This is a genomic window from Streptomyces sp. NBC_01352 (assembly GCF_036237295.1).
In the GTDB taxonomy this organism is placed as follows: Bacteria; Actinomycetota; Actinomycetes; order Streptomycetales; family Streptomycetaceae; genus Streptomyces; species Streptomyces plumbiresistens.
In genome coordinates this window covers 1,113,854-1,136,923 of record NZ_CP108354.1, presented here as the reverse complement: position 1 = coordinate 1,136,923, position 23,070 = coordinate 1,113,854, and the positions used below count along the sequence as shown (strand labels likewise).

Genomic DNA, 23,070 nt, shown 5'->3' with positions numbered 1-23,070 from the left:
CGAAGTGCCAAGAGTCGCCACAAGATTCGAATTCGTCAACGATCCGCCGGTTACGGACATGTGAGGTTCGTTCATCGGTTTCGGCAAGGACGGTTCTCTCCGCGGCCGGCCTACGGCGTCACCGTCTGTGGCACAACGGGTGACAAGACCGGTCAGGAATCAAGAAGCGCCGGCCGCCGAGCCGTAGCTAGCGTTCTGGTCATGGCATCCATCGAATTCGTCACCCTCGACGCGGCCGACCCCACGGCCGCCAAGCACTTCTACACCACCGCCTTCGGCCTGGGCAGTCAGGTACGCCTTCGGGCCTCGGAGGCACCGACGACCGGCTTCCGCGGGTTCACGCTGTCGCTCGTGGTCTCCCAGCCGGCCGACGTCAACGCCCTCATCGACGCCGCCGTGGACGCCGGCGCCGCGACGCTCAAGCCCGCTGCCAAGTCGCTGTGGGGCTACGGGGGCGTCGTACAGGCCCCGGACGGGACGATCTGGCAGGTCGCGTCTTCGTCGAAGAAGGACACCGGCCCGGCCACCCGGCAGATCGACGAGATCGTGCTTCTGCTGGGAGTCGCGGACATGGCCGAGAGCAAGCGGTTCTACGTGGACCGCGGCCTCGCCGTGGCGAAGAGCTTCGGCAGCAAGTACGTCGAGTTCGCCACCGGGACGGGTCCCGTCAAGCTGGCGCTGTACAAGCGTCGCGGCCTGGCCAAGGTCGTCGGCGTCTCTCCCGACGGCACCGGATCGCACCGGATCATGATCGGCGGCGATGTCGGGGCTTTCACCGACCCTGACGGGTTCGCATGGGAGGCCGCGGCACTGACGCCGACGTCATGATGTGCCACCGTTGTTCCGCCCTGACTGGCCGCCGGAAAGGATCTCCACGAAGTGACTGAAGGAAGCATGACGGGCGCGCCGCCGCGGGGACTTGAGGAGAGGCTGCGGGACACTCGCGCGAGACTGGAGGGCGACGTCGATCTCTGGGTCGCGACGGCGGGCTCCCCGGGCGGCGTCCACCTCATCCCGCTCTCCTACCTCTGGGACGGGACCGCGTTCATCATCTCGACCCCGCGCGCCTCGGTCACCGGCCGCAACCTGCTGGCGGACGGCCGGGTGCGGCTCAGCCTCGGGCCCACGCGCGACGTCGTTGTCGTCGAGGGCACTGCCGAGCCGGTGGACATCGCCGACCTCGGCCCGAAGGCGGGCGACGCGTTCGCGACCAAGACCGGGTTCGACCCGCGCGAGCTCGACGAGCCCTACCAGTACTTCCTGATCCGGCCGCGGCGCATCCAGGCCTGGCGAGAGGCGAACGAGCTGCGGGGACGTGACCTCATGCGCGACGGCCACTGGCTCGGCTGACCGGCGCACGCAGGTCCACAGGCCGCCTTGGCGGCGGTCAGTGTCCCGGGGCCGGTCTAGTCCTCGCCCGCTTCCAGCAGGGTGGCTGCCGCGCCGACGATCCGTGGGTCGGGCTCGGCGACGACCTCCTCGTCCTTGTCCGCGTAGTCGAACCGGGCCAACACGCTGCGCATGGCCTCCACCCGGGCCCGCTTCTTGTCGTTGCTCTTCACCACGGTCCAGGGCGCCTGCTCGGTATCCGTCTCGCGGAACATGGCGACCTTGGCGGCGGTGTAGTCGTCCCAGAGGTCCAGTGATGCCAGGTCCATGGGGCTCAGCTTCCACTGCCGGACGGGGTCGACCTGGCGGATCGTGAAGCGGGTGCGCTGTTCGCTCTGGGAGACCGAGAACCAGAACTTGATCAGGTCCACGCCGTCGTCGACGAGCATCCGTTCGAAGGCGGGTGCCTGGCGCATGAAGCGCCGGTACTCGTCGTCCGTACAGAAGCCCATCACTCGTTCCACGCCGACCCGGTTGTACCAGGACCGGTCGAACAGCACGATCTCGCCGGCGGTCGGCAGATGTTCGACGTACCGCTGGAAGTACCACTGGCCGCGTTCACGTTCGGTCGGCTTCTCCAGGGCCACCACGCGGGCGCCGCGCGGATTGAGATGCTCGGTGAACCGCTTGATGGTTCCGCCCTTGCCGGCCGCGTCGCGTCCTTCGAAGACGATGACGAGGCGGCGGCCGGTCTCCTTGATCCAGCTCTGCAGCTTCAGCAGTTCGATCTGCTGGAGCCGCTTGTGCAGGTCGTACTCCCTGCGCTCCATGCGCTGGTCGTACGGATAGTTCTCCCGCCAGGTGTCGATGGGGGTGCCGTCCGGCCGGATCAGCACCGGGTCGTCGTGATCGGTGTAGTCGACTCGCAGCTCTGACGTCAGATCGGTCGTCTCGCCCTCGTGATGCATCCTCCGATGCAAGCAAGTGCGGCCGTACGCAGGGCGAACCCCGGGCAAAGTCCGTGTGCGGAGGCTGCCTCGGATCAAGGGCAGTCCGGTGATCTTGACCCGCCCAGAGGTACAGGTGCTGAGGTCCGTCACTCACGGGCCGGCTGAGGAGACGAAGCGCCGGAGAGGAATCTCGAATTCGGCAAGTACGGGGCTCGCGGCATCAAGGGCCACGAAGCCGTCGCTCGCCGGCTCGACGCACTCGCCAACTTCATCGCCACCCCGGTCACCACTCGGCGTGGCCTGCTCGCCCGGCTGCACTACCTCACGCGTTCCGACCACGCCCGCCGGGCGGCCCGCGAGGCGGGACTGACCGTCACCGACCGCACCCTCAAGGCATGGCTCGACGGCAGGCGCAGTCCCTCGCGGCGGAACCTGGAGAGGGTCGAGGCCGCTTATCGCACGGTGCGCCGGCAGAACGTGGTCCGCTACTTGCTGGCCCGTCTCAACCGCGAAGGCCGCGGCACCCGGGTGGAGTTCCATCCGCTCAACCAGTCCCAGGTCGACCGGCCCCGACAGCGCGCGGTGCAGTACCGAACGCTCCATGTCCGGCGCTGGGATCGCATCGTCGACGCGTGGGCCAATGACGACGCGGAGGCTCTGGACGACGCCTGGGTCACTGACCTGGTGGTGGACCTCGGTTCCGAGTGGGGCCAGTACGAGTACGTGACCAACGTGGGGTTCGCGGCCTGACGGTCCCGGGCCGCCGCATGCCGTCTCGTCAGCAGTTCGGGTCGGTTGTGTGCCGATGTCGGTGACAGCCGTGCATGGGGGCGGCGTCGGGCAGCCGCATCCCTGGTCATGACGGCCCTTGTCTGCCGGGTGCGGCCAGGCGATCCACTTCGTGGGCGGCCTCGCGAGCCGCCTGCTCAGCGCGTGCCAGGGCGTCGGCGGCAGCCTGGCGCCGTTCCTGAGCCTCCTGCTGGGCCTGGTCGGCCTGCCGGAGTTCTTCGCGTGCCTGCTCAAGGTGCTGTTCGGCAGCGGATACCTGCTGGCGGGCCTGGTCGTGCCGGTCGCGTGCCCGCTGCCACAAGGCGTCGGCGTCCGCTTGGGCCGCACGCTCGGCGCGGAGGCGCTGCTCGGCCGCCTTGGCTGCCTTTCTGGCTCGGGTGAGTTCCTCCTGCCGTCGGCGGCGCCGGTCGGCGAGTTCGTCCTTCGCTCGGGTTCGCGCCGGCGGCGGCGCTGTCGTACGCGAGGGCGGCCTGCGCGATGGCTTGGCTGTGGGCGTAGTGCCGGAGGGCAACGTCGACGGTGGGGTGAGGGCGGATGTCAGGTGGCCGGTGGCCCACTGGTCGGCCGCGTCCTGGTCGGCGAGCACGGCGAGCAGAGTGGATTCGACGTCCTGCTGTGCGCTGTCCGACAGCCCGTGCCCTGCGTCACGGGCCAGCTGGGCGGCCTGCCGGGACAGGGCGGCGACGACGCGGCGGCGCTGCGCGGAAAGCTCTTTGACGCCCTCGGCGTCCAGGGTCTGGTAGGCCTCCCGCAGAGCACGCCCCAACTCCAGAAAACGCCGGCTCTCCTCGGGCTGGGAGCGCAGCAGCAGGTTGGCTGCCCATGCAGCGAGGGTGGGACGACGGGCCGCATGGATCAGGCGAGCGTCCTCGGCATGTCCGGCTGTCCTGGCCGCGGAGGCCAGTTCCTCCCGGCGGCCCACGAAGCCGGGCGGCGGTGTGGCGTAGAGCTCGTCGAGAACGGCTTCCACGTCGTGACCCGCGTCGCTCCGGCCGCTCTTTCGCTGCATGATCCTCAGGTTCCACCGAGCCCGGCCACCGTGCACCTCGGCCCGCCGTCCCGCCCCGCGGAGTGGCCGGTTCGGCGTACGGAGCGGTGCACTACCGTCTGGGCGACTCGGCTGCGGGCCGGGGGCCGGGGGCCGAGCGCCGTGAGCGGGCGTCCTCGTACGGGGTTCCTGGCTGCGCACACATGGCTGGTCGTCGGCGTTTCCTCCGGCCTGCGCGTGGCGTAGCGTGGCCGCGTGCCAGAGCCGCCGCTGCCGCCCGCCGCGCCCCGCATTCCTCCGCAGCCCGCGGAGGAATGGGCTGAGTCCGTGCGGGAGACGCTGTCCGCCGACATCAGCTCACTCGGGCTCGGTGTGTCTTCGCTCGGCGAGGCACATGTCTTCGCCACGCTGGCCCGTCATCCGGAGTTGTTCGCCGCCTGGCTTCCGTTCAGCAGCCAACTGCTGCTCGCGGGCGAGCTTCCCTTCGCCGACCGTGAGCTGGTGATCCTCAGGGTGGCGCGCACCTGCGATTCGCCCTACGAGTGGGGCCAGCACGTGGGGATCGCAGCGAAGGCCGGGTTGTCACCGGACGACATGAATCGGGTGGCGGAGGGTCCCGACGCGCCGGGTTGGACGGAACGCCAGTCCCTGCTGCTGCGGGCGACGGACGAGCTGCGCTCGGCCGCACGGATCAGCGGGCCCACGTGGGAAGGGCTGACCAGGCACCTGACGGAGCGCCAGCTGATCGAGCTGCCGATGCTGGTGGGCCACTACCACCTGCTGGCCTTCACCCTGAACTCCCTGCAGGTGCCGCCGGAGCCCGGACTCCCTCCGATGCGCTGACGGCATCCTCCGTGTCGGCAGAAATTCGTTGTGTGTCTTGGGCAGGCGCCCCTACTGTGACGCGGTGACGACTCAGATGATCATCCTCAACGGTGGTTCCAGCTCGGGGAAGTCCGGCATCGTGCGGTGCCTGCAGGCCGTACTGCCGGATCCCTGGCTGGCGTTCGGGGTCGATTCGCTCGTCGACGCGATGCCCGCGAGGATGCAAACGTCGGACGAGGGAATCAACTTCTCCGCGGACGGCCGAGTGATCGTCGGACCGGGCTTCCGGGCGCTGGACGCGGCCTGGATCGAGGGCATCGTGGCCATGGCCCGTGCCGGCGCCGGGGTCATCGTCGATGACGTCTTCCTCGGCGGAGCGGCGTCCCAGCAGCGGTGGCAGAAGGCTCTCGGCGGACTGGATGTGCTGTGGGTCGGCGTCAGGTGTGAGAGTGCGGTGGCCGCGGGCCGCGAGATCGCACGAGGAGACCGGATCCGGGGTATGGCCGCGGCGCAGGCGGATGTGGTTCACCAAGGGGTGATCTACGACCTGGAGGTCGACACCACGCACACCGAGTCGATGGTCTGCGCGCGGACCGTCGCCGCCCACGTGAGCTGATCGACGGACCGTTGCGGACCCTGTCCGCGGCCACCCGCCGCGCGGTACCGGCACCGTGTACTCCCTGGAACGGATCACCTAGAGGTTGTAGCCGCCGGACACTTCGATGTTCTGGGCGGTGACCCAGCGGCTGTCCTCGGAGACGAGTGTGGCGATCATCGCGCCGATGTCGTCGGGTTCGCCGATCCGGCCGAGCGCGGTCCTCGCGGCGAGGGCGGGGACGACCTCGGGGAACCGGGCGAAGGCGTCGTCGGCGATCCGGGTGCGGGTCGATCCCGGTGAGACGGCGTTGACGCGGATGCGCCGGGTGCTGAACTCCTTGGCCATGTACCGGGTCAGCACGTTGAGGCCGCCCTTCATCGACGCGTAGGCCGAGTAGCCGGGTTCGAGGCCGGCCGTGGCGGCGGAGTTGCTGCTGGTGTTGACGATGGCTCCGCCGTCTGTCATCAGGGGCAGGAGCTTCTGCGTCAGGAAGTACGGTCCCTTGAGCAGGACCCGCATGAGTGAGTCGAACGTTTCCTCGGTGGTGTCCTCGATCAGCGACGTGTGTGCGAAACCGGCGTTGTTGACCAGGTAGTCGAAGGTGTCGCGTTGCCAGGTGTCACGCAGCACACCGGCCACTGTGTCGCGGAAGGCGGCGAAGGTGCCGCTCGCGCCGACGTCCAGGGGCAGTGCGACGGCGGTGCCGCCGTTCTCCTCGATGGCGGCGGCCGTCTCCAGTCCTCCTTGCGCGTTGTCGCCGTAGGTCAGGATGACCCCGGTTGTCCGCTTGGCGATCTCGATGGCGGCGCTGCGTCCGATGCCGGAGCTGGCGCCTGTGACGACGGCGATCTTCATGGTGTTCCTCCTGGGTGCAGTCGTGGTCGTGTGTCTGTGCGCGTGTGCGTGCGTGGGTGAGCCTGCGGCGCTATGCGGCGGAGTGCGGGGGCAGGACTCGGGCGAGCCAGTCGGTGCGGGTACGGCGGGCCGTGGCCGAGATGTGCGCCTGGGGGTAGAGCGCGTCGAAGCCGTGGAAGCCGCCCGCCCAGACGTGGAGTTCGGCCTGGCCGCCGGCTGACCAGATGCGGGTGGCGTAGTCGGCGTCCTCGTCGCGGAACACTTCGGCGGAGCCGGTGTCGATGTAGGTGGTCGGCAGGCCCGAGAGGTCGTCGGCCAGCGCGGGGGAGACGTACGGGGGTATCTCCTCGCCGGTGAGGTCGCCGAGGACACTGCGCCATCCGAACTCGTTCATCCCGCCGGTCCAGACGCCGGGCCCGTCCGCGTACTGGCGGCTGGAGGTGCTGGTGTTGCGGTGGTCGAGCATGGGGCAGATCAGCATCTGCGCGGCGATCGCCGGGGTGCCGAGGTCGCGGGCCAGCAGGGTGACACCGGCGGCGAGGCCGCCGCCCGCGCTGGCGCCCGCGACGACGATCCGGGCGGGATCGATGCCCAGTTCCGCGGCGTGTTCGGCGACCCAGAGCAGTCCCCGGTAGCAGTCGTCGACCAGGGTGGTGCCGGTGGCCTCCGGTGCGAGCCGGTAGTCCACCGAGACCACGACCGCGCCGAACCGGTCGAGCCACTCCAGCGGGATGTCGAGCTGCGAGAAGCGGTCGCCCATGACCATGCCGCCGCCGTGCATCCAGTACACGCAGGGTGCGGCGGTGGCTCGATCGGTGTTCGCGGGACTGAAGACCGACAGGGGGATCGGGACACCGTCCGTGGCGGGCACGGTGACCTCGCGCCGGTCGACCTGACGGTGGGCGAGCAGGGACTCGACGGGCGTCGAAGGGAGCCGGCGCAGCTGCGCGAGCTCCTCCGGGCCGAGCCGGGACATCAGGGGCATGCCGGCCAGCAGCTCACGCAGTTCGGGGTCCAGATCAGGGCGTGCGGTGGTCATGGTCGCTGCCTTTCGCGGGGTGGGTGCCGGACGGTCCGGCGAGGAGAGGGCCGCTCGGCAGGCACCGAGGCGGCAGGAGGGAAGGACCGGGGGACCGATCGGCGGATCAGAAGGCGGCCTTGCCGCACACCGGCACGTAGTCGGTGTACTCGGACTCCCTGGCCAGCAGTCCGCCGATCTGCGCCACGATGGCCTGGGCCGCCTCACCGGCGAAGATCCGGTGGTGGTCCTCCTCGCTGGTCCAGCCCTCGGTGACGTGGATGACGTCGGGGTCGGACGCGGAACGGGAGACCAGATAGACGACGCAGTGCTCGTCGGCGCCGGGGCTGCCCTCGTTCAGGCCGGTCAGCAGCAGGTCGACGAGCCGGTCGCCCATTCCGGGCCGGGCGGTCAGTGTGGCGTTGAAGCCAAAGGTGGCGATCATGGATGCCTGCTTCCGCGGTGATGGAGTGAAGTGATTCCATTCAACCGGCGTGACCTGCGCAAACGTTAGAACGATGCTCGCTCGTACGTGCACGATCCTCTCGTTCGCGGGAGCAGCGGTGCCCAGCGGTGCTGCAATGGCCGTATGGACCTCGAAGAGCTCCGCACCCTGCTGGCCCGGCACGCCCGGCCCGACTGGACCACCGCCGTCGACGGCGTCCTCATCTCGAAGGTCGACCGGTCGGATCCGCCGGCGCCCTCGATGTCCGGCACGGTGCTGGCGGTCATCGCCCAGGGCGCCAAACGACTCGCCCTGGGCGACCGCGTGTACGAGTACGGCGCCGGCCAGTACCTCGTCGCATCCGTCGACCTGCCCGTCACCGGACACTTCACCCAGGCCGACCCCGAGCGGCCGGCGCTGGGCTTCGGCCTGATGCTGGAGCCGTCCGCCGTCGCCGAGTTGCTGCTGCAGGCCGGGCCCGGAGACACCCCACGCGCCGGGGCAGGCGCGCCGTCGGGCATCGCCGTGAGCGACGCTCCCGCCACGCTGCTCGACGCGGTGGTCCGGCTGCTGCGTCTGCTCGACGAACCTCGCGACCGGGCCGTACTGGCCCCGCTGGTCAAACGCGAGATCCTGTGGCGCCTCATCACCGGCGAGCAAGGCGCGACGATTCGCCAGCTCGGCCTGGCCGACAGCAGCCTCAGCCACGTCTCCCGGGCCGTGCGCTGGATCCGCGAGCACTACGCCCAGCCCTTCCGGGTCGAGGACGTGGCACGGCTGTCCGGCATGAGCGTCTCCGCCTTCTACCGCAACTTCCAGGCGGTGACGGCGATGAGCCCCATCCAGTTCCAGAAGCAGATCCGGCTCCAGGAGGCACGGCTGCTGCTCGCCACCCACCCGGGCGACGTCACCGGAGTCGGCCAACGTGTCGGCTATGACAACCCGTCACAGTTCAGCCGGGAATACCGCCGCCAGTTCGGCGCGCCCCCCAGTCAGGATGCCGCCCGTCTGCGTCACAGCGTGCGCCCCCCGGCGGGTGTCCTGACCTGAGCAGCCTGAACGGCGGTGAAGAGTGGTCCCGTGGGCCACCGGGAGACGGGGACACGGGATCAGGCCATGCCTGCGCGGAGGCGCCCGGCCTACCATGGCGGCATGGCCGTCGACCTCTTCGCAGGCATCCCCGTCAATGACTACGCAGCGGCCCTCGCCTGGTACGAACAGCTGCTGGGTTGCCCGCCGACGTTCGTCGCGAGCGACACGGAGGCCGTATGGGAACTCGCGGAACATCGGTCGGTGGCCATCGAACAGCGGCCCGAGCACGCCGGCCACGCCCTGCACACCATCTTCGTCGACGACCTCGACACCCTCGTGGCCGGGATCACCGATCGGGGACTGGAGCCCACGAAGCGGGAGACCTACGCCAACGGCGTGCGCAAGGTGACGTACCACGATCCGGAAGGGAACGAGATCGGGTTCGGCGGCGCCCCACTCTGAGCCGGGTCTCAGAGAAGTCGGGCAAGAACCTCCGGATTCGCGCAGTGCGCGAGTGGCCGGCCCTCCAGGAATCGGGCTACTTCGGAGGCCACGATGGAGGCGGCGTTGTAGGCGGTCTGTTTGCTGGCGCCGGCCAGATGGGGCGTCATGACGATGTTGGGCGTCGTCAGCAGGCGTGAGTTGGCGGGGATCGGTTCACGGGGGAAGACGTCGAAGGCCGCGCCGAAGAGCTTTCCGGCGTCCAGGGCGTCGCACACGGCGTCGTAGTCGACGAGGGACCCGCGGGCACAGTTGACCAGCACGCCGCCCTCGGGCATCAGGTCGATCAGCTGCCTGGAGATCAGGCGCTCGGTTTCCGGAGTCGCGCGGGCATGGACGGTGACGAACGTGGAGCGCCGCATGAGGTCCGCCAGGTCGGTGACCTCGGCCGGTGCCACGTCGTCCGCACGGACATAGGGGTCGGCGACGAGCACATGGGCTCCGAAGCCGCGCAGGATCCGGGCGACTCGGGAGCCGATGGCGCCGTATCCGACGATGCCGACGGTGCTGCCCTCGAGCTCCGGCCCGACCTTGTCGAACATGTAGTAGTCGCCTCGCCAGGTGCCTGCGGCGAGGTCCGCGTGGGTGGCGGGCACGCGTCGGGCCGCGGCCGTCATGAGGGCGACCGTGTGCTCGGCGGTGGCGGTGGCGTTGCGCCCGGGGGCGAAGCAGACCGCGACGCCGTGCCGGGTGGCTGCTTCGAGGTTGGCGTTGACGGGGCCGCCGCGGCTGACGCAGAACAGACGCAGATCGGGGCTGGCCTTCAGGATCCGTTCGGTGAGCGGGGCCATCTGGGTGACGCAGATGTCCACTCCGTCGAGGGCCTCGATGAGCTGCTCCTCGGTGCCGGACGCCTCCCGTACCTCGGCCACCTCCCCGAAGGGCTCGACCGGCCAGGGCAGGGTGAGTTCGCGGAAGGTCGCGGTGGGTGCGGCGGGCCGGAGCCTGTCGATGAGCAGGGAGTTGAGGACGAAGTGGTCACCGGCGGCGAGGATGGTGGTCACGTGAGTGCTCCTGGGGTCACGGGGCGGTTCAGACTCAGCAGCGACGGCACGCCGTCGTTGAACACGACTTCGTTGAGTGCGCAGTTGGCCAGGAACGGGAAGGTCCGGCGGTACGCGCGCAGCGGCAGGCCGAGCAGGCGGCACAGCGCGAGCCGGATCGCGGTGGAGTGGCCCACGACCAGGACGCGGCCGTCGCGGTGATCGGCCTGGAGGTCCTGGAGGTCGGTGAGGAACGCCAGATAGCGGTCGGCGGCGTCGACGGGGTTCTCCCCCTTGGGGAAGTGGTTCGTCACCGGGTCGGTCGTGAAGGCCGCGAGATGGTCGGAAAACCGCTGTTGCATCTCCGCACGCGTCAGGCCCTCGGCGATGCCGAAGTCGAGTTCGCGCAGCCGTTCGTCCACGCTCACCGGCAGCCCGGTGCGCAACGCGCTCTCGCGCGCGGTCTCTTGGGAGCGCGTCAGCGTGGAGGCCCAGATGGCGGTGAGGTCCGCCTGCTCGGCCCAGTCCGCGAGCGCGCGTGACTGTGCGTGGCCGCGCTCGGTGAGCACGATGTCGGTGCTGCCGGCATACCGGTTCTCGGCGTGCCACACGGTCTCCCCGTGCCGGACGAAGATGACATGGAGGCTCAAAGCGCCGTCCTCTCTCGGGCGTGGGTCGCGACGACGCCGGGGAGCCAGCCGCGTTGGACAAGCAGATCGAGTAGCCGGAGGTAGCCCTCTTCGTGACGGTGCTTCTCCGAACGGCGCGGTTCGAGGGTCCGGTCGGGTCGCACCATCGCGGCGGCGACGCTGTCCAGCGGGGCACGGCTCGATGCGGCCAGCACCGCCATGCCGAGCGCCGGTTGCGCGTTGCGCGGGAGGGTCACCGGGCGTCGCAGCACATCGGCGCGCAACTGGTTCCACAGGGGGTTGCGGGTGGCCCCGCCGGTGAGGACGATCGCTCCGTCGGTCGGGGCGCCGAGCAGGTCCACGTAGTCGAAGCAGAGCCGTTCGACGTACGCGGCGCCCTGCAGCAGTGCGGCGAAGGACTCGGCGCGGGTGGCCGGTTCGCGGCTGCCGAACGCGCGGGCGTCCGGGGTGACGAAGGGGAACCGTTCGCCCGGGGAGACCAGCGGGTAGCGCAGCAGGTCGGTGGGCAGCAGTGCCGCGGCCTCGCGGGTGAGCCGGTCCAGGTCGGCGTCCGCGAATTCGCGTGCGACCAGGCCGGCTCCGACACTGGAGGCTCCGCCGGGCAGCCAGTGACCCGAGGGCGATCGGTGGGAGTAGACGACCCCGTGCGGATCACGGACGAGGTCTTTGGTGACGCCTTTGAGTACGAGGGTGGTGCCCATGACCGAGTTCCAGCTTCCTACGGCGGTCGCGCCGGAGCCCAGTTGTGCCGCGCAGCCGTCGGTCATCCCGGCGACGACGGCGGTGCCTTCGGCCAGCCCGGTCTCGGCGGCGGCCGCGGCGCAGACCTGACCGATGACCGTGCCGGGCAGTACCAGGTCGGGCAGCATCGCGCGGGGAATCTCCAACGCGGCGAGAACCGCCTCGGGCCAGGTCACCTGTGCGGCGTCGGCGCCGGTCTTGAGCGCGTTGCTGGTGTCGGTCGGTACCTCGTGCCCGACGAGCTTGCCGTTGATGACGTCGTTCTGATGCGCCAGCCGCCAGCCGTCCTCAGCGGCGTGGGGATAGTGGTCGAGCAGCCATCGGAGCTTGGGCAGAGCCCAGGATCGCTGCATCCGCTGGTAGCCGGCCTTGGCCCACTGCTGCTCCCCGGCGGCGTTGACCTGGTCCGTCTCCGCCGTGGCGCGCCCGTCGTCGTACATCAACGCCGGTGTCACACTCAGGCCCCGGCGGTCGAGCATGGTGATGGTGCCGGAGGTCGCGTCCACGGCCACCCCCTGGACACGGCGCAGGTCGGCACCGGCGGTGCGGGCCCGGCCGATAGCCGTGCGGACCGCGCGCCACCACTGCTCGGGGTGCTGTTCATGGCGATCGCCCTCCCGGTGGCTGGTGAGTGGGCACGAGCCCTCGCCCAGCAGACTGCCGTCGGACGCGGCGACGACCACACGGACGCCCTGAGTCCCCAGGTCGATGCCCAGCCACGCATCGCCTCCACCGGCGGTCATGCGCCGACTCCGCTCGTCGAGGACGCGTCGCCTGTCCACAGCGGCCGGTTCAGCTCCCGCAGCCGCAGGAAGCCGGCGTACCGGTCGCTGAAGTCGTCGAAGGCCTGCGGATCGGGCTGGTAGGTGGCGGCGACCTGCACGTGCCGGGCGGCGGCGGTCGGGAAGTCCGGCTCACGGCCGGTGGCGACCAGACCGGTCAGCCAGGCGCCGCGGGCCCCGACCTCCGCGGAGGCGGGAATGGTCACGGGAAGGCCGGTCACATCGGCGATCATCCGCATCCAGAAGTCGCTTCTGGTGCCGCCGCCGCAGAGCGCCAGCCTGTCCGGGGAACCCGGGGCCGCGGCCAGACAGTCGCGGATGGTCATGGTGACCCCCTCCACCAGCGCACGGGCCACCTCCTCGCGGCCGGCTTCCAGGGACAGGCCGGACAGGGAACCGCGGGCGGTGGTGTCGAAGAACGGGGCCCGCTCCCCGGCAGGCGAGAGGTAGGGGATGAACCGCACCCCGGCTGTATGGCGTCGGCCCCGCGCCGCCAGCTCCATCAGGTCGGTGACCGAGGTCAGTCCGAGCAGCCCCGCCCCCCAGTCCAGGACGTCGCCGCCGCTCATGGTGGGGAAGGCACGAAGGTAGCGACCCGGGACTCCGAGCGTCACGGTGATGCCCACCGGCTCGTCGGTGACCACCGTGTCCGTGATGACCTCCGTGGCCAGGGTGGTGCCGAGGATGCAGCACGCCTGGCCGGCGGTCACCGCGCTGGCGCCGATGGCGGTGGCGCAGATGTCGTACGGCGCCATCACCACCGGGATGCCTGCCGGCAGGCCGGTCTCTTCGGCCGCGGAGGTGCTGATCGTGGTGACGCGGTGGTCGTCGTCGCGAAGCTCGGGCAGGAGTCGCCGTGCCCACTGAAGGCCGTAGAGCTCGAACAGCCGGTCGGACCAGTCGCGCCGCCTGATGTCCATGAACGGCGCCGAGGCGTCCGACTCGTCGACGGCGGGCTCCCCCGTCAGCTTCAGGTGAAGCCAGCCGCCGCAGGTCAGCAGGTGGCTCGATCGGGCCACCCGGTCGGGGTCGTTCTCGTGCAGCCAGGCCAGCACGGCGTTGGGCATCCCGGTGGACACCCGGGATCCGCAGATCCGGAACGCCTCCTGCGCCACCCCGTCACGCTCCCACGCCGTGATCTGCTCCGTGGCTCGTCCGTCGTTCCACAGTACGGCGGGTCCGGTGGGGCGCCCCTGGCCGTCGACCAGCCAGGCTCCGTCGCCCTGTGCGGTGACGGCGACCAGGTCGGGTACGTCGGGGAGCGCGGCGACGACTTCCCGGACGGCGGCGGCGACCGCGGCCCAGACCTCGGACATGTCCTGCTCGGCCCACCCCGGACGGGGCCGCATCACCTGGGTCGGCCGACGGCTCACCGCCAGCTCCTTCCCGTCGTCGGCGTATCCGACCACCTTGATGGTGGTGGTACCCGCGTCGATGGCGATCGCAGTCACTCGCTTCACCCCCGACCGTGTGCCTGGCGCGAACGCCCGGCGACGGAGTCCAGGCCGACGGCGATGAGCAGGACCACGCCGGTGATGATGAACCGGTAGGAGGAGTCGAGGTTCAGCAGAGTGAGACCGCTGGAGATCGACTGGATGACCAGGACTCCCAGCAGGGCGGCGATGGCCGAGCCGCGGCCGCCGAACAGGCTGGTCCCACCGATCACCGCCGCGGCGATGGCGTTGAGGTTGACGTCTCCGGAACCGCTGCTCTGGTTCGCCGCGGCCAGTCGCGAAGCGGCCAGGATGCCGCCGACCGCGGCCAGCGCGGAACACATGACGAACGCCGAGGTGTAGACGCGGCGCACGTTGATGCCGGCCCTGCGGGACGCCTCGGCATTGCCGCCGACCGCGTAGAGCGACCGTCCGAACTTGGTGCGGGTCAGGACGTAGTTCATCACCAGCACCAGCGCGACGAAGAAGACGAACATCCAGGCGACACCGCGCGTGCGGTTCAGGTAGAAGACCACGAGCAGCAGCCCGGCCAGCAGCGGAAGGGACTGCATGACAAGCCACTGCGGCGACGAGGACGACAGCCCGGCGTTGCGACGCGTCCGGGCACGCACCCACCCGGAGGCCAGGAACCCGCCCGCGGCCGCCACCGCCAGCGCGTAGGCCAGCCAGGCGGGGACGAACCACAGTTGCGCGAACTTCACCAGGGTGGAGTCGTAGGGCAGGTTGATCGCGTTCTGGCCTCGCAGCAGCCAAAGCTGGACGCCGAGGAAGGCCAGCAGCCCGCCCAGGGTGACCACGAAGCTGGGCACGCCCACGCGGTTGAGTACCTGGCCGTAGAGCCATCCGATCAGGCAGCCGCCGGCCACGGCCGCGAGGACCGCCAGCCACATCGGCTGCTCGTTCTTGACCATGACGACGGCCGTGATCGCGGCCGACACGCCGCTCACCGATCCCACGGAGAGGTCGATCTGGCCGACCAGCAGGACGCACACGATGCCCAGCGCGAGGACGCCCACCGGGACCATGTCGAAGGACAGGTTCACCAGGTTGGTGCTGGACAGGAAGGTCGGATTGAGCAGCTGGAAGATCGTCCAGATCACCACGATGCCGCCGACGACAGGCAGCATGCCCAGGTCTCCGCCCCGGACGCGGCGGATCGTGGCCCTGATGCTGTCGGCGATGCCCTGCGGCGTCACGAGACGCTCGTCCTGCCGGTCGGTGGCCGTTGCCACCGAGGTGTCGATGATGGTCACAGCTCTCCCTTCTCTTCCTTCGGGGAAGTCGCCCGGCCCGCGGCTCGCCGCGAGACCACGTTGTCGCTCGCGCCGGTGATCGCGGCGACGATCTCTTCGGAGGAGACGTCCTTGGCGTCGTACACACCGTTGTTGCGGCCCAGTCTCAGCACCGCGACGCGGTCGGCGACCGCCCGGACGTCCTCCATGTTGTGGCTGATCATCACCACGCCGAGTCCGTTGTGCTTGAGCCGCTCGACCAGGTTGAGGACCTCGGCCGTCTGCGCGACGCCCAGGGCGGCCGTCGGCTCGTCGAGCAGGACGATCTTCGGATTGCTCAGCAGGGACCGTGCGATCGCGACCGTCTGCCGCTGGCCGCCCGAGAGGGCGGCCACCGGGACGCTGAGCGTGGGGATCTTCGCCGACAGCTGTCGCAGCAACTCCCAGGAGCGCTTCTCCATCGCGACGTCGTCCAGCATCCAGGGCCGGAGTTCCTGGCCCAGGAACAGGTTCGCCTTGACGTCGAGGTTCTCGCACAGGGCGAGGTCCTGGAAAACGGTGGCTATGCCCATCGAGTGGGCAAGGGCCGGTGAGCCGAGAGACACCTTCTTGCCGTGAAAGTAGATCTCTCCCGCGTCCGGGGTGTACACCCCGGACAGGATCTTCACCAGGGTGGACTTGCCGGCGCCGTTGTCCCCGACGATGGCGACCACCTCACCGGCCGCGACGTCGAGCTCTATGTCGGTCAGCGCGGCGACCGCGCCGAAGTTCTTGCAGATTCCGCTCAGCGACAACACGGTGTCCGTGCCCGCACCGGTGACCGCGGTGCCTGTCATCGTGACCCTCTTTCCTCAGGGACTTCCTCAGGGACTTCGGACCGCTACTGGATGCCCAGTCGCCGGCAGTCGGCGGCGTACTGCGCGGTGCACACGTCCTTGGCCTTGAGCACTCCTTCGGGACCGAAGGTGACCTCCTTGAGGTTCTTCTGTGTCACGACGGTCGGCTTGAACAGCTGCGACGGGGTGCTGAAGAGCGTGGTGCCTGCCTTGGGCTTCTCTCCCTGCAGCAACTTGTAGGCAACGTCCGCGGCCGCCTCGGCGACGATCTTGATCGGCTTCGAGATGGTGTTGTACTGATCGCCCGCGATGATGCGCTGGATCGCTGCCAGTTCCGCGTCGTTGCCGGTGACCGGCGGGACTTTCACATCCGCGGCCTTGAACGCTGCGATCGCTCCGCCGCCGGTGCCGTCGTTGGCCGCCACCACCCCGGCGATCCTGCCGCGGTACTGGGAGATCTGACCGCTCGCCCACTGCTGGGCCTTCTCCGGAGCCCACCCCGGCGTGTCGTACTCGGCGAGCAGCTTGAACCCGCTGCCGTCGAGTCCGTTGTGGATGCCCTTCTTGATCAGTCCGGCGGCAGCGTCGGTGGGAGACCCGTTGATCTGGAGCACACCGCCCGTGGCCTTGGTCTCCTTCAGGTGATCGACCAGCGACTGGGCGATGGCCTCACCGATGGCCTCGTTGTCGAAGGACACGTAGAAGTCCGCGGGCTTGTCGGGGATGGGGCGGTCGTAGGCGACCACCTTGACGCCCTGGGACTGCGCCGTCTGCACGATCGTGGCCGCCGCGGCCGAGTCCACCGGGTCGAGCACGATGACCTTGGCGCCCTGGGTCATCGCGGAGTTCGCCTGCTGCTGCTGAAGCGAGGCGTCGGCGTTGGCGTTCTGGTAGAGCACCTCGCAGTCCGGGCAGAGCCTGGCCATACGCTCCTTGAACAGCGGAGCGTCGTACTGCTCGTAGCGGGTGGAGGCCAGGTCCGGCATGAGGAACGCGACCTTGCCCGACCCTCCGTCCGCCTTGGCGGAACCAGCACTCGGTTCCTGGGCGCAGGCGGTGAGAGCGCCCAGGGCGAGGATGCCGGTGAGAGCACCACTGGCCAGTTTCCTCATGTTCCACTCCTTGATCCGGACCGTGTAGCCGCCGGTCGGCCGCTATGACGTAACGCACAAGAAACTCGCGGCCCTTGGGAGTGTCAACAGATCCTGAGAACTGAACACCGAAGTCTGATCGTTTGATCATTCATGCTGTTCGTTCTACTGGCAGGGGTGAACATCGGTGTGTCATGCTCCTTCGGCGGGCGCGTCACAAACCGAGCTGTAACACGCTCGTTGCAGGGAAGGGCCTGCAGCGGGCGGGATGAGAACCCGGTACGGCCCGTATGTGTTCTGTTAACAGAAAGGGAACAGGGGGACTCCATGGGGGAAGGCAGGGATCCAGCCACCGATGAGGGCGGGCGAGGGCCGCGCGAGAGGCGGGAGCAGATCAAGAGCCGCGTCGTCGACGAAGGCTTCGTCCGCATCGAGCGGCTCGCCGACGAGCTCGGCGTGACACCGATGACCATCCGTCGCGATCTCGACTACCTGCAGGGCAAGGGGTGGCTGAGAAAGGTCCGCGGCGGCGCGACCGCACAACCGTCGACGGCGTTCCACGGCGACATCAGGCACCGCAACCAGGCCATGGCGGCGGCGAAGAGCGCGCTCGCCCGTGCCGCACTTCCCCTCGTCAAGCCCGGGCAGTCCCTCATCGTCGACGACAGCACCACTGCCCTCGCGCTCGCCGGACTGCTCTCGCAGCGCGCGCCGCTCACGGTCATCACCAACTTCGTGCCCGTGATCCAGGTTCTGGCCGGGAGCCCGGGGATCGACCTCATCTCCCTTGGCGGCGCCTACTACCCGGCCTACGACGCGTTCCTCGGCATCCGGACCATCGACGCGGTCAACAGCCTGCGTGCCGACACGCTGTTCGCCTCGACGACGGCCATCACCCGTGGCCACTGCTACCACCAGTCCCAGGAGACCGTGGGAGTGAAACGAGCGCTGATGGAGGCCTGCGACCGCAAGATCCTTCTGGTCGACCACACCAAGTTCCAACGCCGCGGCCTCTACCAGCTGGCATCCGTCACCGCGTTCGACCTCGTCATCGTCGACGCCGGCATCTCGGCGCCGGAGCTCGACGCGCTGCAGGCCAGCGGCGTGGAAGTGCTCGTTGCCGACGCGGAGTGAAGCCGGTTCGCGGCCGACGGTGGGACTGTGGGAAGCGCCACAACCGACAAATCCGGCCGATTGCTACTGGTACAACTAAGAGTCTTAGTTAACTGGGGGATGCGCGCCGACCGGCCGAGTAGCACTGGTCCGGTGGGGAAATGCCGGTGCCATGGACATCCCGACAGCACCACCGGTTACAGCACCACCGGTTACAGACGAGGAGAACCAGTGCTCCGCTCATCCCTTCTCGGCCCACCCGCCGACACCGCCGACGCCACGCCGGGCGGCCGTCGCCGAATAGGCCGCGTCGCTCTGGTGGCGGCCGGCGCGGCGGGTCTCGCCTTCGGCGGGCTGTACGTGGTGGGCCTGCTGGTCTCCAGCGGCGAGGTTCCCGGGGGCACCCGGGTGAGCGGTGTGGACATCGGCGGGATGAGCCGCTCGCAGGCGCTGGAGAAGCTGCAGAGCACCCTCGGCGGAGCCTGGTCGGAGCCGGTGAAGGTGCGCATCGGCGACCGCACCTCCGCCATCGACGTGGCGGGCTTTTCTCTGGACGGCGAAGAGACCGTCGCCCGCGCCGCGCGCACGGGCAGCGACCCGTTCACCGTGATCGGCCGCCTGTTCACCAGCGATGATCGTGAAGTGGAGCCGGTCGTCCGCGTGGACGAGGCGAAGGCGCGTGCCGCGCTGGCCAAGACCGCGAAGGCGCACGACCGGAAGGTCCGCGAGGGCGGCGTCACGTTCCACGCGGGCGAGCCGGTGTCCGCGAAGCCGGTGTCCGGGCAGTCCCTGGACGTGGACGGCGCGCTGAAGGCTCTGGCGGCCTCCTCCGTCCCCGGCCAGGGGACGGCAGCGGTCACTCTGCCGATCCGTACCACCGAGCCACGGGTCGGTGCGGCGGAGGTGAACCGGGCGATCAAGGAGTTCGCCGGGCCCGCGATGTCGGCCCCGGTCACCCTCACCGCGGGCGGGCGGAAGATCGAGATCAGTCCGGCGACGCTCGGTGCACACCTGGCGATGAAACCGGACAAGGCGAACCGGCTCACCCCGGCACTGGACGGCAAGGGGCTTTTGGCGGATCCGGCGCTGGCCGGTCCGCTCGCGCAGGCCACCGACGAGGCGGTCGACGCCAAGCTGAGCCTGGACGGCGGGCGCGTGGTGGTGGCCTCGAACGGCAAGGTCGGGCAGGAGATCACGGCCAAGGCGGTCGAAACGACCGTACTGCCGCTCCTGACACGGACGGGAGCGGCCCGCACCGGGGCGGTGGCCACCGAGAAGGTGGAGCCGAAGCTGACCGGCGACGACGTCGGCCGGCTGGGGATCAAGGAGAAGCTGTCCACCTTCACGGTCAACTTCGAGCCCGAGCCGTACCGCGTCACCAACATCGGCCGTGCCGCGGAGCTGATCGACGGGTCGGTCGTGCGCCCCGGCGAGGACTGGAGCCTGAACCGCACCGTGGGCGAGCGGACCAAGGCCAACGGGTTCGTCGAGGGCATCATCATCAACAACGACCAGTTCGAGAAGGCAGCCGGTGGGGGCGTGTCCACGGTCGCCACCACGGTCTTCAACGCCATGTTCTTCGCCGGGGTGAAACCGCTGGAGTACCGGGCGCACTCGTTCTACATAGAGCGCTACCCGGAGGGCCGGGAGGCGACGGTGGCCTGGGGCAGCATCGACCTGAGGTTCAGGAACGACTCGGGCAACGCCCTCTACATCCAGGCGAGCGCCACCGACACCTCCGTCACGGTCACCTTCCTCGGCACCAAGAAGTACGACGCGGTGGAGGCCGTCAAGGGCCCGCGTACCAACGTGAAGCAGCCGGGAACCCGCGAGGGTGCCGAGGAGAAGTGCGTGCCGCAGACCCCCCTCGAAGGCTTCGACGTGGCAGTCGACCGGGTCTTCAAGGACGGCGGCGAGGAAGTCAGGCGCGAGACCTTCAAGACCCGTTATGTGCCGCGAGACAGCGTCACCTGCGACTGAGTGCCGGTCGGTCCGCGAGGGAGCGGACGGCGACGGGTTCCCCGCCCGAGGCCCTGTCACGCAACGCCACCGAACGCCGGCGCAGCCGACCGGCCCGTGAACCCGCCCGCCGCTCAGAGCGCCGCGGGATAGCGGCCGGGCCGGTGGTTCACGACGAGGACCAGACTGAGGACGACGACGCCTGCCGCGGACAGTACGACGGTGTGAAACGGTGCTGTCAGGGCTGACAGTGCGACGACCGTGGCGTCGAGCGCGAGGAGTACGTATCCGGCTCGCCATCCCAGGCTGTCCTGGCACATGAGGGCGACGACGTTGAAACCACCGAGGCTGGAATGGTGGCGCAGCACGATGAGGAGGCCGATCCCCGCGGCGAGATTGCCCATGAGCACGGCATACAGCGGATTGACCTGTGCCGCTTCGATGTACATGGGATGGAGCAGGGAGAACGCCGAGAGCAACGACACCGCCAGCACCGAACTCGCGACGAAGCGCCATCCCCTTCGTGTCCAGGCCAGGACGGCGAAGGGCAGGTTCACGAGGGCGAAGACGGCGGCGAACGGCCAGTGCGCGGTCTGTGCGAGCCACAGAACGAGGCCGGCGGTACCGCCGGTGACCGCACCTGTGGTGTTGATCAGGAAGAGCCCGAACGAGGTGACCAGGGTGCCGACGGCGATGCCGAGGACGTCCTCGGCAGGGCTGTGCGGTATCACGCGGTCGGTGGACGGGGCTTCGACGGTCCCGGTGTTCACAGTGCTGCTCCGCGACGCACGTCGGAAAGGACCCGCAGGACGCGGTCGTTGGTGGCGCGGTCGGCGAGGGTGACGCGGATTCCTTCGTCGGCGAAGGGCCGTACCAGGATCTCCGCGTCGTCGAACGCGGTGAGCAGTCTGCTCAGCGGGCGGCCGTTGGCGCGCAGCCAGAAGAAGTTCGCCTGGCTGTCGGGAACGGACCATCCCTGGTCCCGAACCGCATCGACGACTCGTCTCCGTTCCCGGACCAGGGCCGTGACGCGTGTGTGCAACTCCCCGGCTGCGGCGAGCGAGGCGATCGCGGCCTCCTGGGCCGGAGCGCTGACCCCGAAGGGAAGCGCTGCCCGCCTCAGGCCGTCCGCGACATGGGCGGGCCCCACGGCGTATCCGACGCGCAGACCGGCGAGTCCGTACGCCTTGGAGAAGGTGCGCAGGACACAGACGTTGGATCGTTCGTCGAGCAGGCTCAGGGCGGCGGCGTGTCCCGGTGAGTCGACGTACTCGGCGTATGCCTCGTCGACCACCACGAGCACGGTCGGCGGGACCCGGTCGAGGAATGCCACCAGGTCGGCCTGGGTCATGCCCACACCGGTCGGGTTGTTGGGCACGCACAGGAGCACCATCCGCGTTCGATCGGTGATCGCGGCCGCCATGGCGTCGAGGTCGTGCTCCTCGTCCGCGGTGAGGGGAACGGGGACGGGCCGGGCGCCGGCAAGCCGGACGAGGATCGGGTAGGCCTCGAACGAGCGCCAGGCGAAGACGACTTCGTCGCCCTCGTCGCAGAACGAGGTCATGAGCTGCTGCAGTGCTCCGACACTTCCCGGGCTGACGGCGATGTGGCCGGGATCCGTCTGAAGGAACGCGCCGATTTCCTCGCGCAGGCGGGTGCTCGTCATGTCCGGGTAGCGGTTGACCGTCCGAGCGGCGTTCTGTACGACCTGCTGCACGGACGGCAGGGGTGCGAAGTGGCTTTCGTTGGACGCGAGAGCCGCGGTGAGGTCGGATGACGCGCGGCGGCCGGGGGCGTAGGGCGGTATGGCGGAGAGCGCGGTGCGCAGGGCGGGAGATCGCCGGACGGACCGCGTCGAACTGGACTCGGGCATGCAGACAGCCTGCAAAGGAAGCGCCGAATGTGCAACACCTCTCTTTTCGGCTGAGCAGGATGGAACCAGAGTCACGGAATCAGTGACAGAATGTTCAGGTGGACAGCCTTGATGCAAAGATCCTCCTCGCCATCGACGACGAGCCGGACGCCACCGCCCTGGCGCTCGCGGCACGGCTGGGCATCGCGCGCAACACCCTCAGCTCCCGCTTGCAGCGCATGCAGCAAGTCGGAGCGCTCCGAGAGTTCACCCGCCGTGTCGACCCGGCGTTTCTCGGCCGTGGGCTGGTCGCCTTCGTGTCGATCGCGCTGAGTCAGACCAGCTCTCCGCGCGCGATGGAGACCCTGCGCGGCATTCCGGAGGTGGTCGAGATGCACTCGACCACGGGAGAGGCGGACCTGCTGGTGAAGGTGGTCGCCCGGGACACAGCAGACCTGCATCGGATCACCGGACGGATCGTCGCCGCGCCGGGTGTGACACGGACCAGTACGGCCATCTCGCTGTGCGAGGAGATGCCGCTGCGGATCCGCGCGCTCATCCAAGAGGCCGCCCAGGACTGAGGGGTGCGGGGGCCCGTGTCTCACGCAGGTTGCCGCGTGAGCGCGCTCAGGGCTTCGTCGAGTCGGCGTGTCGCCTCTTCGGCCACGGGGCGCAGGGCTTCGAGTCCCGTGAGGGCGGTCATCGTGCCGGGATCGAGGGCCTGTACGACGGTGTGGTCCCCCTCGGCGCGTACGACGACGTTGCAGGGCAGGAGCAGCCCTATCGTGCGGTCGATCTCCAGGGCCCGGTGGGCGAGGGGCGGGTTGCAGGCGCCCAGGATCAGGTAGTCCTCCATGCCATGCCCGAGCTTGGCCTTGAGCGTGGCGGTGACGTCTATCTCGGTGAGGATGCCGAATCCCTGCTCGGCCAGGGCCTCGCGCACCGCCGTGACGGTGGTGGCGAAGTCGCTCTTTACGTGCACGGTGCGGTCGTAGCGCATTGCGTGGATCCCTTCGAGTGGTGGCGTGAGCCCGGCTAAATACCCCC

Annotated in this window: 25 protein-coding genes; 10 read left to right on the top strand and 15 right to left on the bottom strand. The window is 69.5% G+C overall.

Features of this window, described 5'->3' with window-relative positions; translation table 11 throughout:
* Positions 1–201: 201 nt before the first annotated feature.
* On the top strand, positions 202–828 hold the full coding sequence (locus OG252_RS05540; RefSeq protein WP_329334179.1) for a glyoxalase: 627 nt from the start codon (positions 202–204) through the stop codon (positions 826–828).
* A 66-nt stretch (positions 829–894) separates the two neighbouring features.
* Complete coding sequence (locus tag OG252_RS05535; protein ID WP_266453146.1) at positions 895–1,350, top strand: pyridoxamine 5'-phosphate oxidase family protein; 456 nt, start codon at positions 895–897, stop codon at positions 1,348–1,350.
* 56 nt (positions 1,351–1,406) lie between these two features.
* Here OG252_RS05535 and ppk2 read toward each other — a convergent pair whose 3' ends face one another.
* Complete coding sequence (gene ppk2 / locus OG252_RS05530; RefSeq protein ID WP_329334177.1) at positions 1,407–2,297, bottom strand: polyphosphate kinase 2; 891 nt, start codon at positions 2,295–2,297, stop codon at positions 1,407–1,409.
* Between the two features lie 201 nt (positions 2,298–2,498).
* Between ppk2 and OG252_RS05525 the strand changes: the two genes are divergently transcribed.
* Positions 2,499–3,029: a transcriptional regulator gene (locus OG252_RS05525; RefSeq protein ID WP_329345079.1), complete on the top strand. Its 531-nt coding sequence runs from the start codon at positions 2,499–2,501 to the stop codon at positions 3,027–3,029.
* 106 nt (positions 3,030–3,135) lie between these two features.
* Here the strand turns inward: OG252_RS05525 and OG252_RS05520 are convergent, their stop codons facing one another.
* Positions 3,136–4,077, bottom strand: a complete 942-nt coding sequence (locus OG252_RS05520; RefSeq protein ID WP_329334175.1) for a hypothetical protein — start codon at positions 4,075–4,077, stop codon at positions 3,136–3,138.
* A 234-nt stretch (positions 4,078–4,311) separates the two neighbouring features.
* Here OG252_RS05520 and OG252_RS05515 point away from each other — a divergent pair, with 234 nt between their 5' ends.
* Together OG252_RS05515 and cpt are read left to right on the top strand one after the other, a co-directional pair.
* Entirely contained in the window at positions 4,312–4,899 is a 588-nt protein-coding gene (locus OG252_RS05515) for a carboxymuconolactone decarboxylase family protein (RefSeq protein WP_329334173.1), read from the top strand.
* Positions 4,900–4,963: 64 nt separating this feature from the next.
* Positions 4,964–5,497, top strand: coding sequence for a chloramphenicol phosphotransferase CPT (cpt, locus tag OG252_RS05510; protein ID WP_329334172.1), 534 nt, complete (start codon positions 4,964–4,966; stop codon positions 5,495–5,497).
* Positions 5,498–5,575: 78 nt separating this feature from the next.
* On the opposite strand, the gene OG252_RS05505 is transcribed toward cpt, so the two are convergent.
* The 3 genes from OG252_RS05505 to OG252_RS05495 all read right to left on the bottom strand — a co-directional run bounded on the left by OG252_RS05505 (position 5,576) and on the right by OG252_RS05495 (position 7,797).
* Positions 5,576–6,334 (bottom strand): SDR family NAD(P)-dependent oxidoreductase, encoded by a 759-nt coding sequence (locus tag OG252_RS05505; protein WP_329334170.1) that lies wholly within the window; start codon positions 6,332–6,334, stop codon positions 5,576–5,578.
* A gap of 70 nt (positions 6,335–6,404) precedes the next feature.
* The gene (locus OG252_RS05500) at positions 6,405–7,373 is read right to left on the bottom strand and encodes an alpha/beta hydrolase (protein ID WP_329334168.1); all 969 of its coding nucleotides are present in this window, start codon (positions 7,371–7,373) and stop codon (positions 6,405–6,407) included.
* A gap of 106 nt (positions 7,374–7,479) precedes the next feature.
* Positions 7,480–7,797 carry a putative quinol monooxygenase gene (locus OG252_RS05495; protein WP_266451592.1) on the bottom strand — a complete coding sequence of 106 codons (318 nt, stop codon included), beginning with the start codon at positions 7,795–7,797 and terminating at the stop codon, positions 7,480–7,482.
* A gap of 144 nt (positions 7,798–7,941) precedes the next feature.
* Here OG252_RS05495 and OG252_RS05490 point away from each other — a divergent pair, with 144 nt between their 5' ends.
* Positions 7,942–8,847 (top strand): AraC family transcriptional regulator, encoded by a 906-nt coding sequence (locus tag OG252_RS05490; RefSeq protein WP_329334166.1) that lies wholly within the window; start codon positions 7,942–7,944, stop codon positions 8,845–8,847.
* A 102-nt stretch (positions 8,848–8,949) separates the two neighbouring features.
* Positions 8,950–9,291, top strand: coding sequence for a VOC family protein (locus OG252_RS05485; RefSeq protein WP_329334164.1), 342 nt, complete (start codon positions 8,950–8,952; stop codon positions 9,289–9,291).
* Positions 9,292–9,299: 8 nt separating this feature from the next.
* On the opposite strand, the gene OG252_RS05480 is transcribed toward OG252_RS05485, so the two are convergent.
* From OG252_RS05480 to OG252_RS05450, 7 genes are all read right to left on the bottom strand, one after another.
* Positions 9,300–10,334: a 2-hydroxyacid dehydrogenase gene (locus tag OG252_RS05480; RefSeq protein ID WP_329334161.1), complete on the bottom strand. Its 1,035-nt coding sequence runs from the start codon at positions 10,332–10,334 to the stop codon at positions 9,300–9,302.
* Positions 10,331–10,963, bottom strand: a complete 633-nt coding sequence (locus OG252_RS05475; RefSeq protein ID WP_266451595.1) for a histidine phosphatase family protein — start codon at positions 10,961–10,963, stop codon at positions 10,331–10,333. Before OG252_RS05475 ends, OG252_RS05480 begins: the two co-directional genes overlap by 4 nt.
* Positions 10,960–12,447 (bottom strand): FGGY-family carbohydrate kinase, encoded by a 1,488-nt coding sequence (locus OG252_RS05470; RefSeq protein WP_329334158.1) that lies wholly within the window; start codon positions 12,445–12,447, stop codon positions 10,960–10,962. Before OG252_RS05470 ends, OG252_RS05475 begins: the two co-directional genes overlap by 4 nt.
* A complete protein-coding gene (locus OG252_RS05465; protein WP_329334156.1) occupies positions 12,444–13,937 on the bottom strand; it encodes an FGGY-family carbohydrate kinase in 1,494 nt (497 codons plus the stop codon). The genes OG252_RS05470 and OG252_RS05465 overlap by 4 nt, the downstream gene beginning before the upstream one ends.
* Before the next feature lie 5 nt (positions 13,938–13,942).
* Entirely contained in the window at positions 13,943–15,067 is a 1,125-nt protein-coding gene (locus OG252_RS05460) for a sugar ABC transporter permease (RefSeq protein ID WP_443068482.1), read from the bottom strand.
* A gap of 122 nt (positions 15,068–15,189) precedes the next feature.
* Positions 15,190–16,008 carry an ATP-binding cassette domain-containing protein gene (locus OG252_RS05455; protein ID WP_329334151.1) on the bottom strand — a complete coding sequence of 273 codons (819 nt, stop codon included), beginning with the start codon at positions 16,006–16,008 and terminating at the stop codon, positions 15,190–15,192.
* 44 nt (positions 16,009–16,052) lie between these two features.
* The gene (locus tag OG252_RS05450) at positions 16,053–17,120 is read right to left on the bottom strand and encodes an ABC transporter substrate-binding protein (RefSeq protein ID WP_266451600.1); all 1,068 of its coding nucleotides are present in this window, start codon (positions 17,118–17,120) and stop codon (positions 16,053–16,055) included.
* A 306-nt stretch (positions 17,121–17,426) separates the two neighbouring features.
* On the opposite strand from OG252_RS05450, the gene OG252_RS05445 reads away from it, so the two are divergent.
* Positions 17,427–18,233, top strand: a complete 807-nt coding sequence (locus tag OG252_RS05445) for a DeoR/GlpR family DNA-binding transcription regulator (RefSeq protein ID WP_266451601.1) — start codon at positions 17,427–17,429, stop codon at positions 18,231–18,233.
* Between the two features lie 210 nt (positions 18,234–18,443).
* Positions 18,444–20,192, top strand: coding sequence for a VanW family protein (locus OG252_RS05440; RefSeq protein ID WP_443068385.1), 1,749 nt, complete (start codon positions 18,444–18,446; stop codon positions 20,190–20,192).
* Between the two features lie 113 nt (positions 20,193–20,305).
* Here the strand turns inward: OG252_RS05440 and OG252_RS05435 are convergent, their stop codons facing one another.
* Complete coding sequence (locus OG252_RS05435; RefSeq protein ID WP_266451602.1) at positions 20,306–20,941, bottom strand: YitT family protein; 636 nt, start codon at positions 20,939–20,941, stop codon at positions 20,306–20,308.
* Complete coding sequence (locus OG252_RS05430; protein ID WP_329334147.1) at positions 20,938–22,044, bottom strand: histidinol-phosphate transaminase; 1,107 nt, start codon at positions 22,042–22,044, stop codon at positions 20,938–20,940. Before OG252_RS05430 ends, OG252_RS05435 begins: the two co-directional genes overlap by 4 nt.
* Positions 22,045–22,142: 98 nt before the next feature.
* Here OG252_RS05430 and OG252_RS05425 point away from each other — a divergent pair, with 98 nt between their 5' ends.
* A complete protein-coding gene (locus OG252_RS05425; RefSeq protein WP_329334145.1) occupies positions 22,143–22,604 on the top strand; it encodes an Lrp/AsnC family transcriptional regulator in 462 nt (153 codons plus the stop codon).
* A 20-nt stretch (positions 22,605–22,624) separates the two neighbouring features.
* Here OG252_RS05425 and OG252_RS05420 read toward each other — a convergent pair whose 3' ends face one another.
* Entirely contained in the window at positions 22,625–23,023 is a 399-nt protein-coding gene (locus OG252_RS05420) for a DUF302 domain-containing protein (protein WP_329334143.1), read from the bottom strand.
* Positions 23,024–23,070 lie beyond the last annotated feature (47 nt).

Excerpts from the sequence above, each read along its gene's own strand:
- OG252_RS05540 (WP_329334179.1), top strand. The coding sequence starts at position 202 with ATGGCATCCATCGAATTCGTCACCCTCGACGCGGCCGACCCCACGGCC.
- OG252_RS05535 (WP_266453146.1), top strand. The coding sequence starts at position 895 with ATGACGGGCGCGCCGCCGCGGGGACTTGAGGAGAGGCTGCGGGACACT.
- ppk2 (WP_329334177.1), bottom strand. The coding sequence starts at position 2,297 with ATGCATCACGAGGGCGAGACGACCGATCTGACGTCAGAGCTGCGAGTC.
- OG252_RS05520 (WP_329334175.1), bottom strand. The coding sequence starts at position 4,077 with ATGCAGCGAAAGAGCGGCCGGAGCGACGCGGGTCACGACGTGGAAGCC.
- OG252_RS05505 (WP_329334170.1), bottom strand. The coding sequence starts at position 6,334 with ATGAAGATCGCCGTCGTCACAGGCGCCAGCTCCGGCATCGGACGCAGC.
- OG252_RS05500 (WP_329334168.1), bottom strand. The coding sequence starts at position 7,373 with ATGACCACCGCACGCCCTGATCTGGACCCCGAACTGCGTGAGCTGCTG.
- OG252_RS05495 (WP_266451592.1), bottom strand. The coding sequence starts at position 7,797 with ATGATCGCCACCTTTGGCTTCAACGCCACACTGACCGCCCGGCCCGGA.
- OG252_RS05490 (WP_329334166.1), top strand. The coding sequence starts at position 7,942 with ATGGACCTCGAAGAGCTCCGCACCCTGCTGGCCCGGCACGCCCGGCCC.
- OG252_RS05485 (WP_329334164.1), top strand. The coding sequence starts at position 8,950 with ATGGCCGTCGACCTCTTCGCAGGCATCCCCGTCAATGACTACGCAGCG.
- OG252_RS05470 (WP_329334158.1), bottom strand. The coding sequence starts at position 12,447 with ATGACCGCCGGTGGAGGCGATGCGTGGCTGGGCATCGACCTGGGGACT.
- OG252_RS05460 (WP_443068482.1), bottom strand. The coding sequence starts at position 15,067 with ATGCTGCCTGTCGTCGGCGGCATCGTGGTGATCTGGACGATCTTCCAG.
- OG252_RS05455 (WP_329334151.1), bottom strand. The coding sequence starts at position 16,008 with ATGACAGGCACCGCGGTCACCGGTGCGGGCACGGACACCGTGTTGTCG.
- OG252_RS05450 (WP_266451600.1), bottom strand. The coding sequence starts at position 17,120 with ATGAGGAAACTGGCCAGTGGTGCTCTCACCGGCATCCTCGCCCTGGGC.
- OG252_RS05445 (WP_266451601.1), top strand. The coding sequence starts at position 17,427 with ATGGGGGAAGGCAGGGATCCAGCCACCGATGAGGGCGGGCGAGGGCCG.
- OG252_RS05430 (WP_329334147.1), bottom strand. The coding sequence starts at position 22,044 with ATGCCCGAGTCCAGTTCGACGCGGTCCGTCCGGCGATCTCCCGCCCTG.
- OG252_RS05420 (WP_329334143.1), bottom strand. The coding sequence starts at position 23,023 with ATGCGCTACGACCGCACCGTGCACGTAAAGAGCGACTTCGCCACCACC.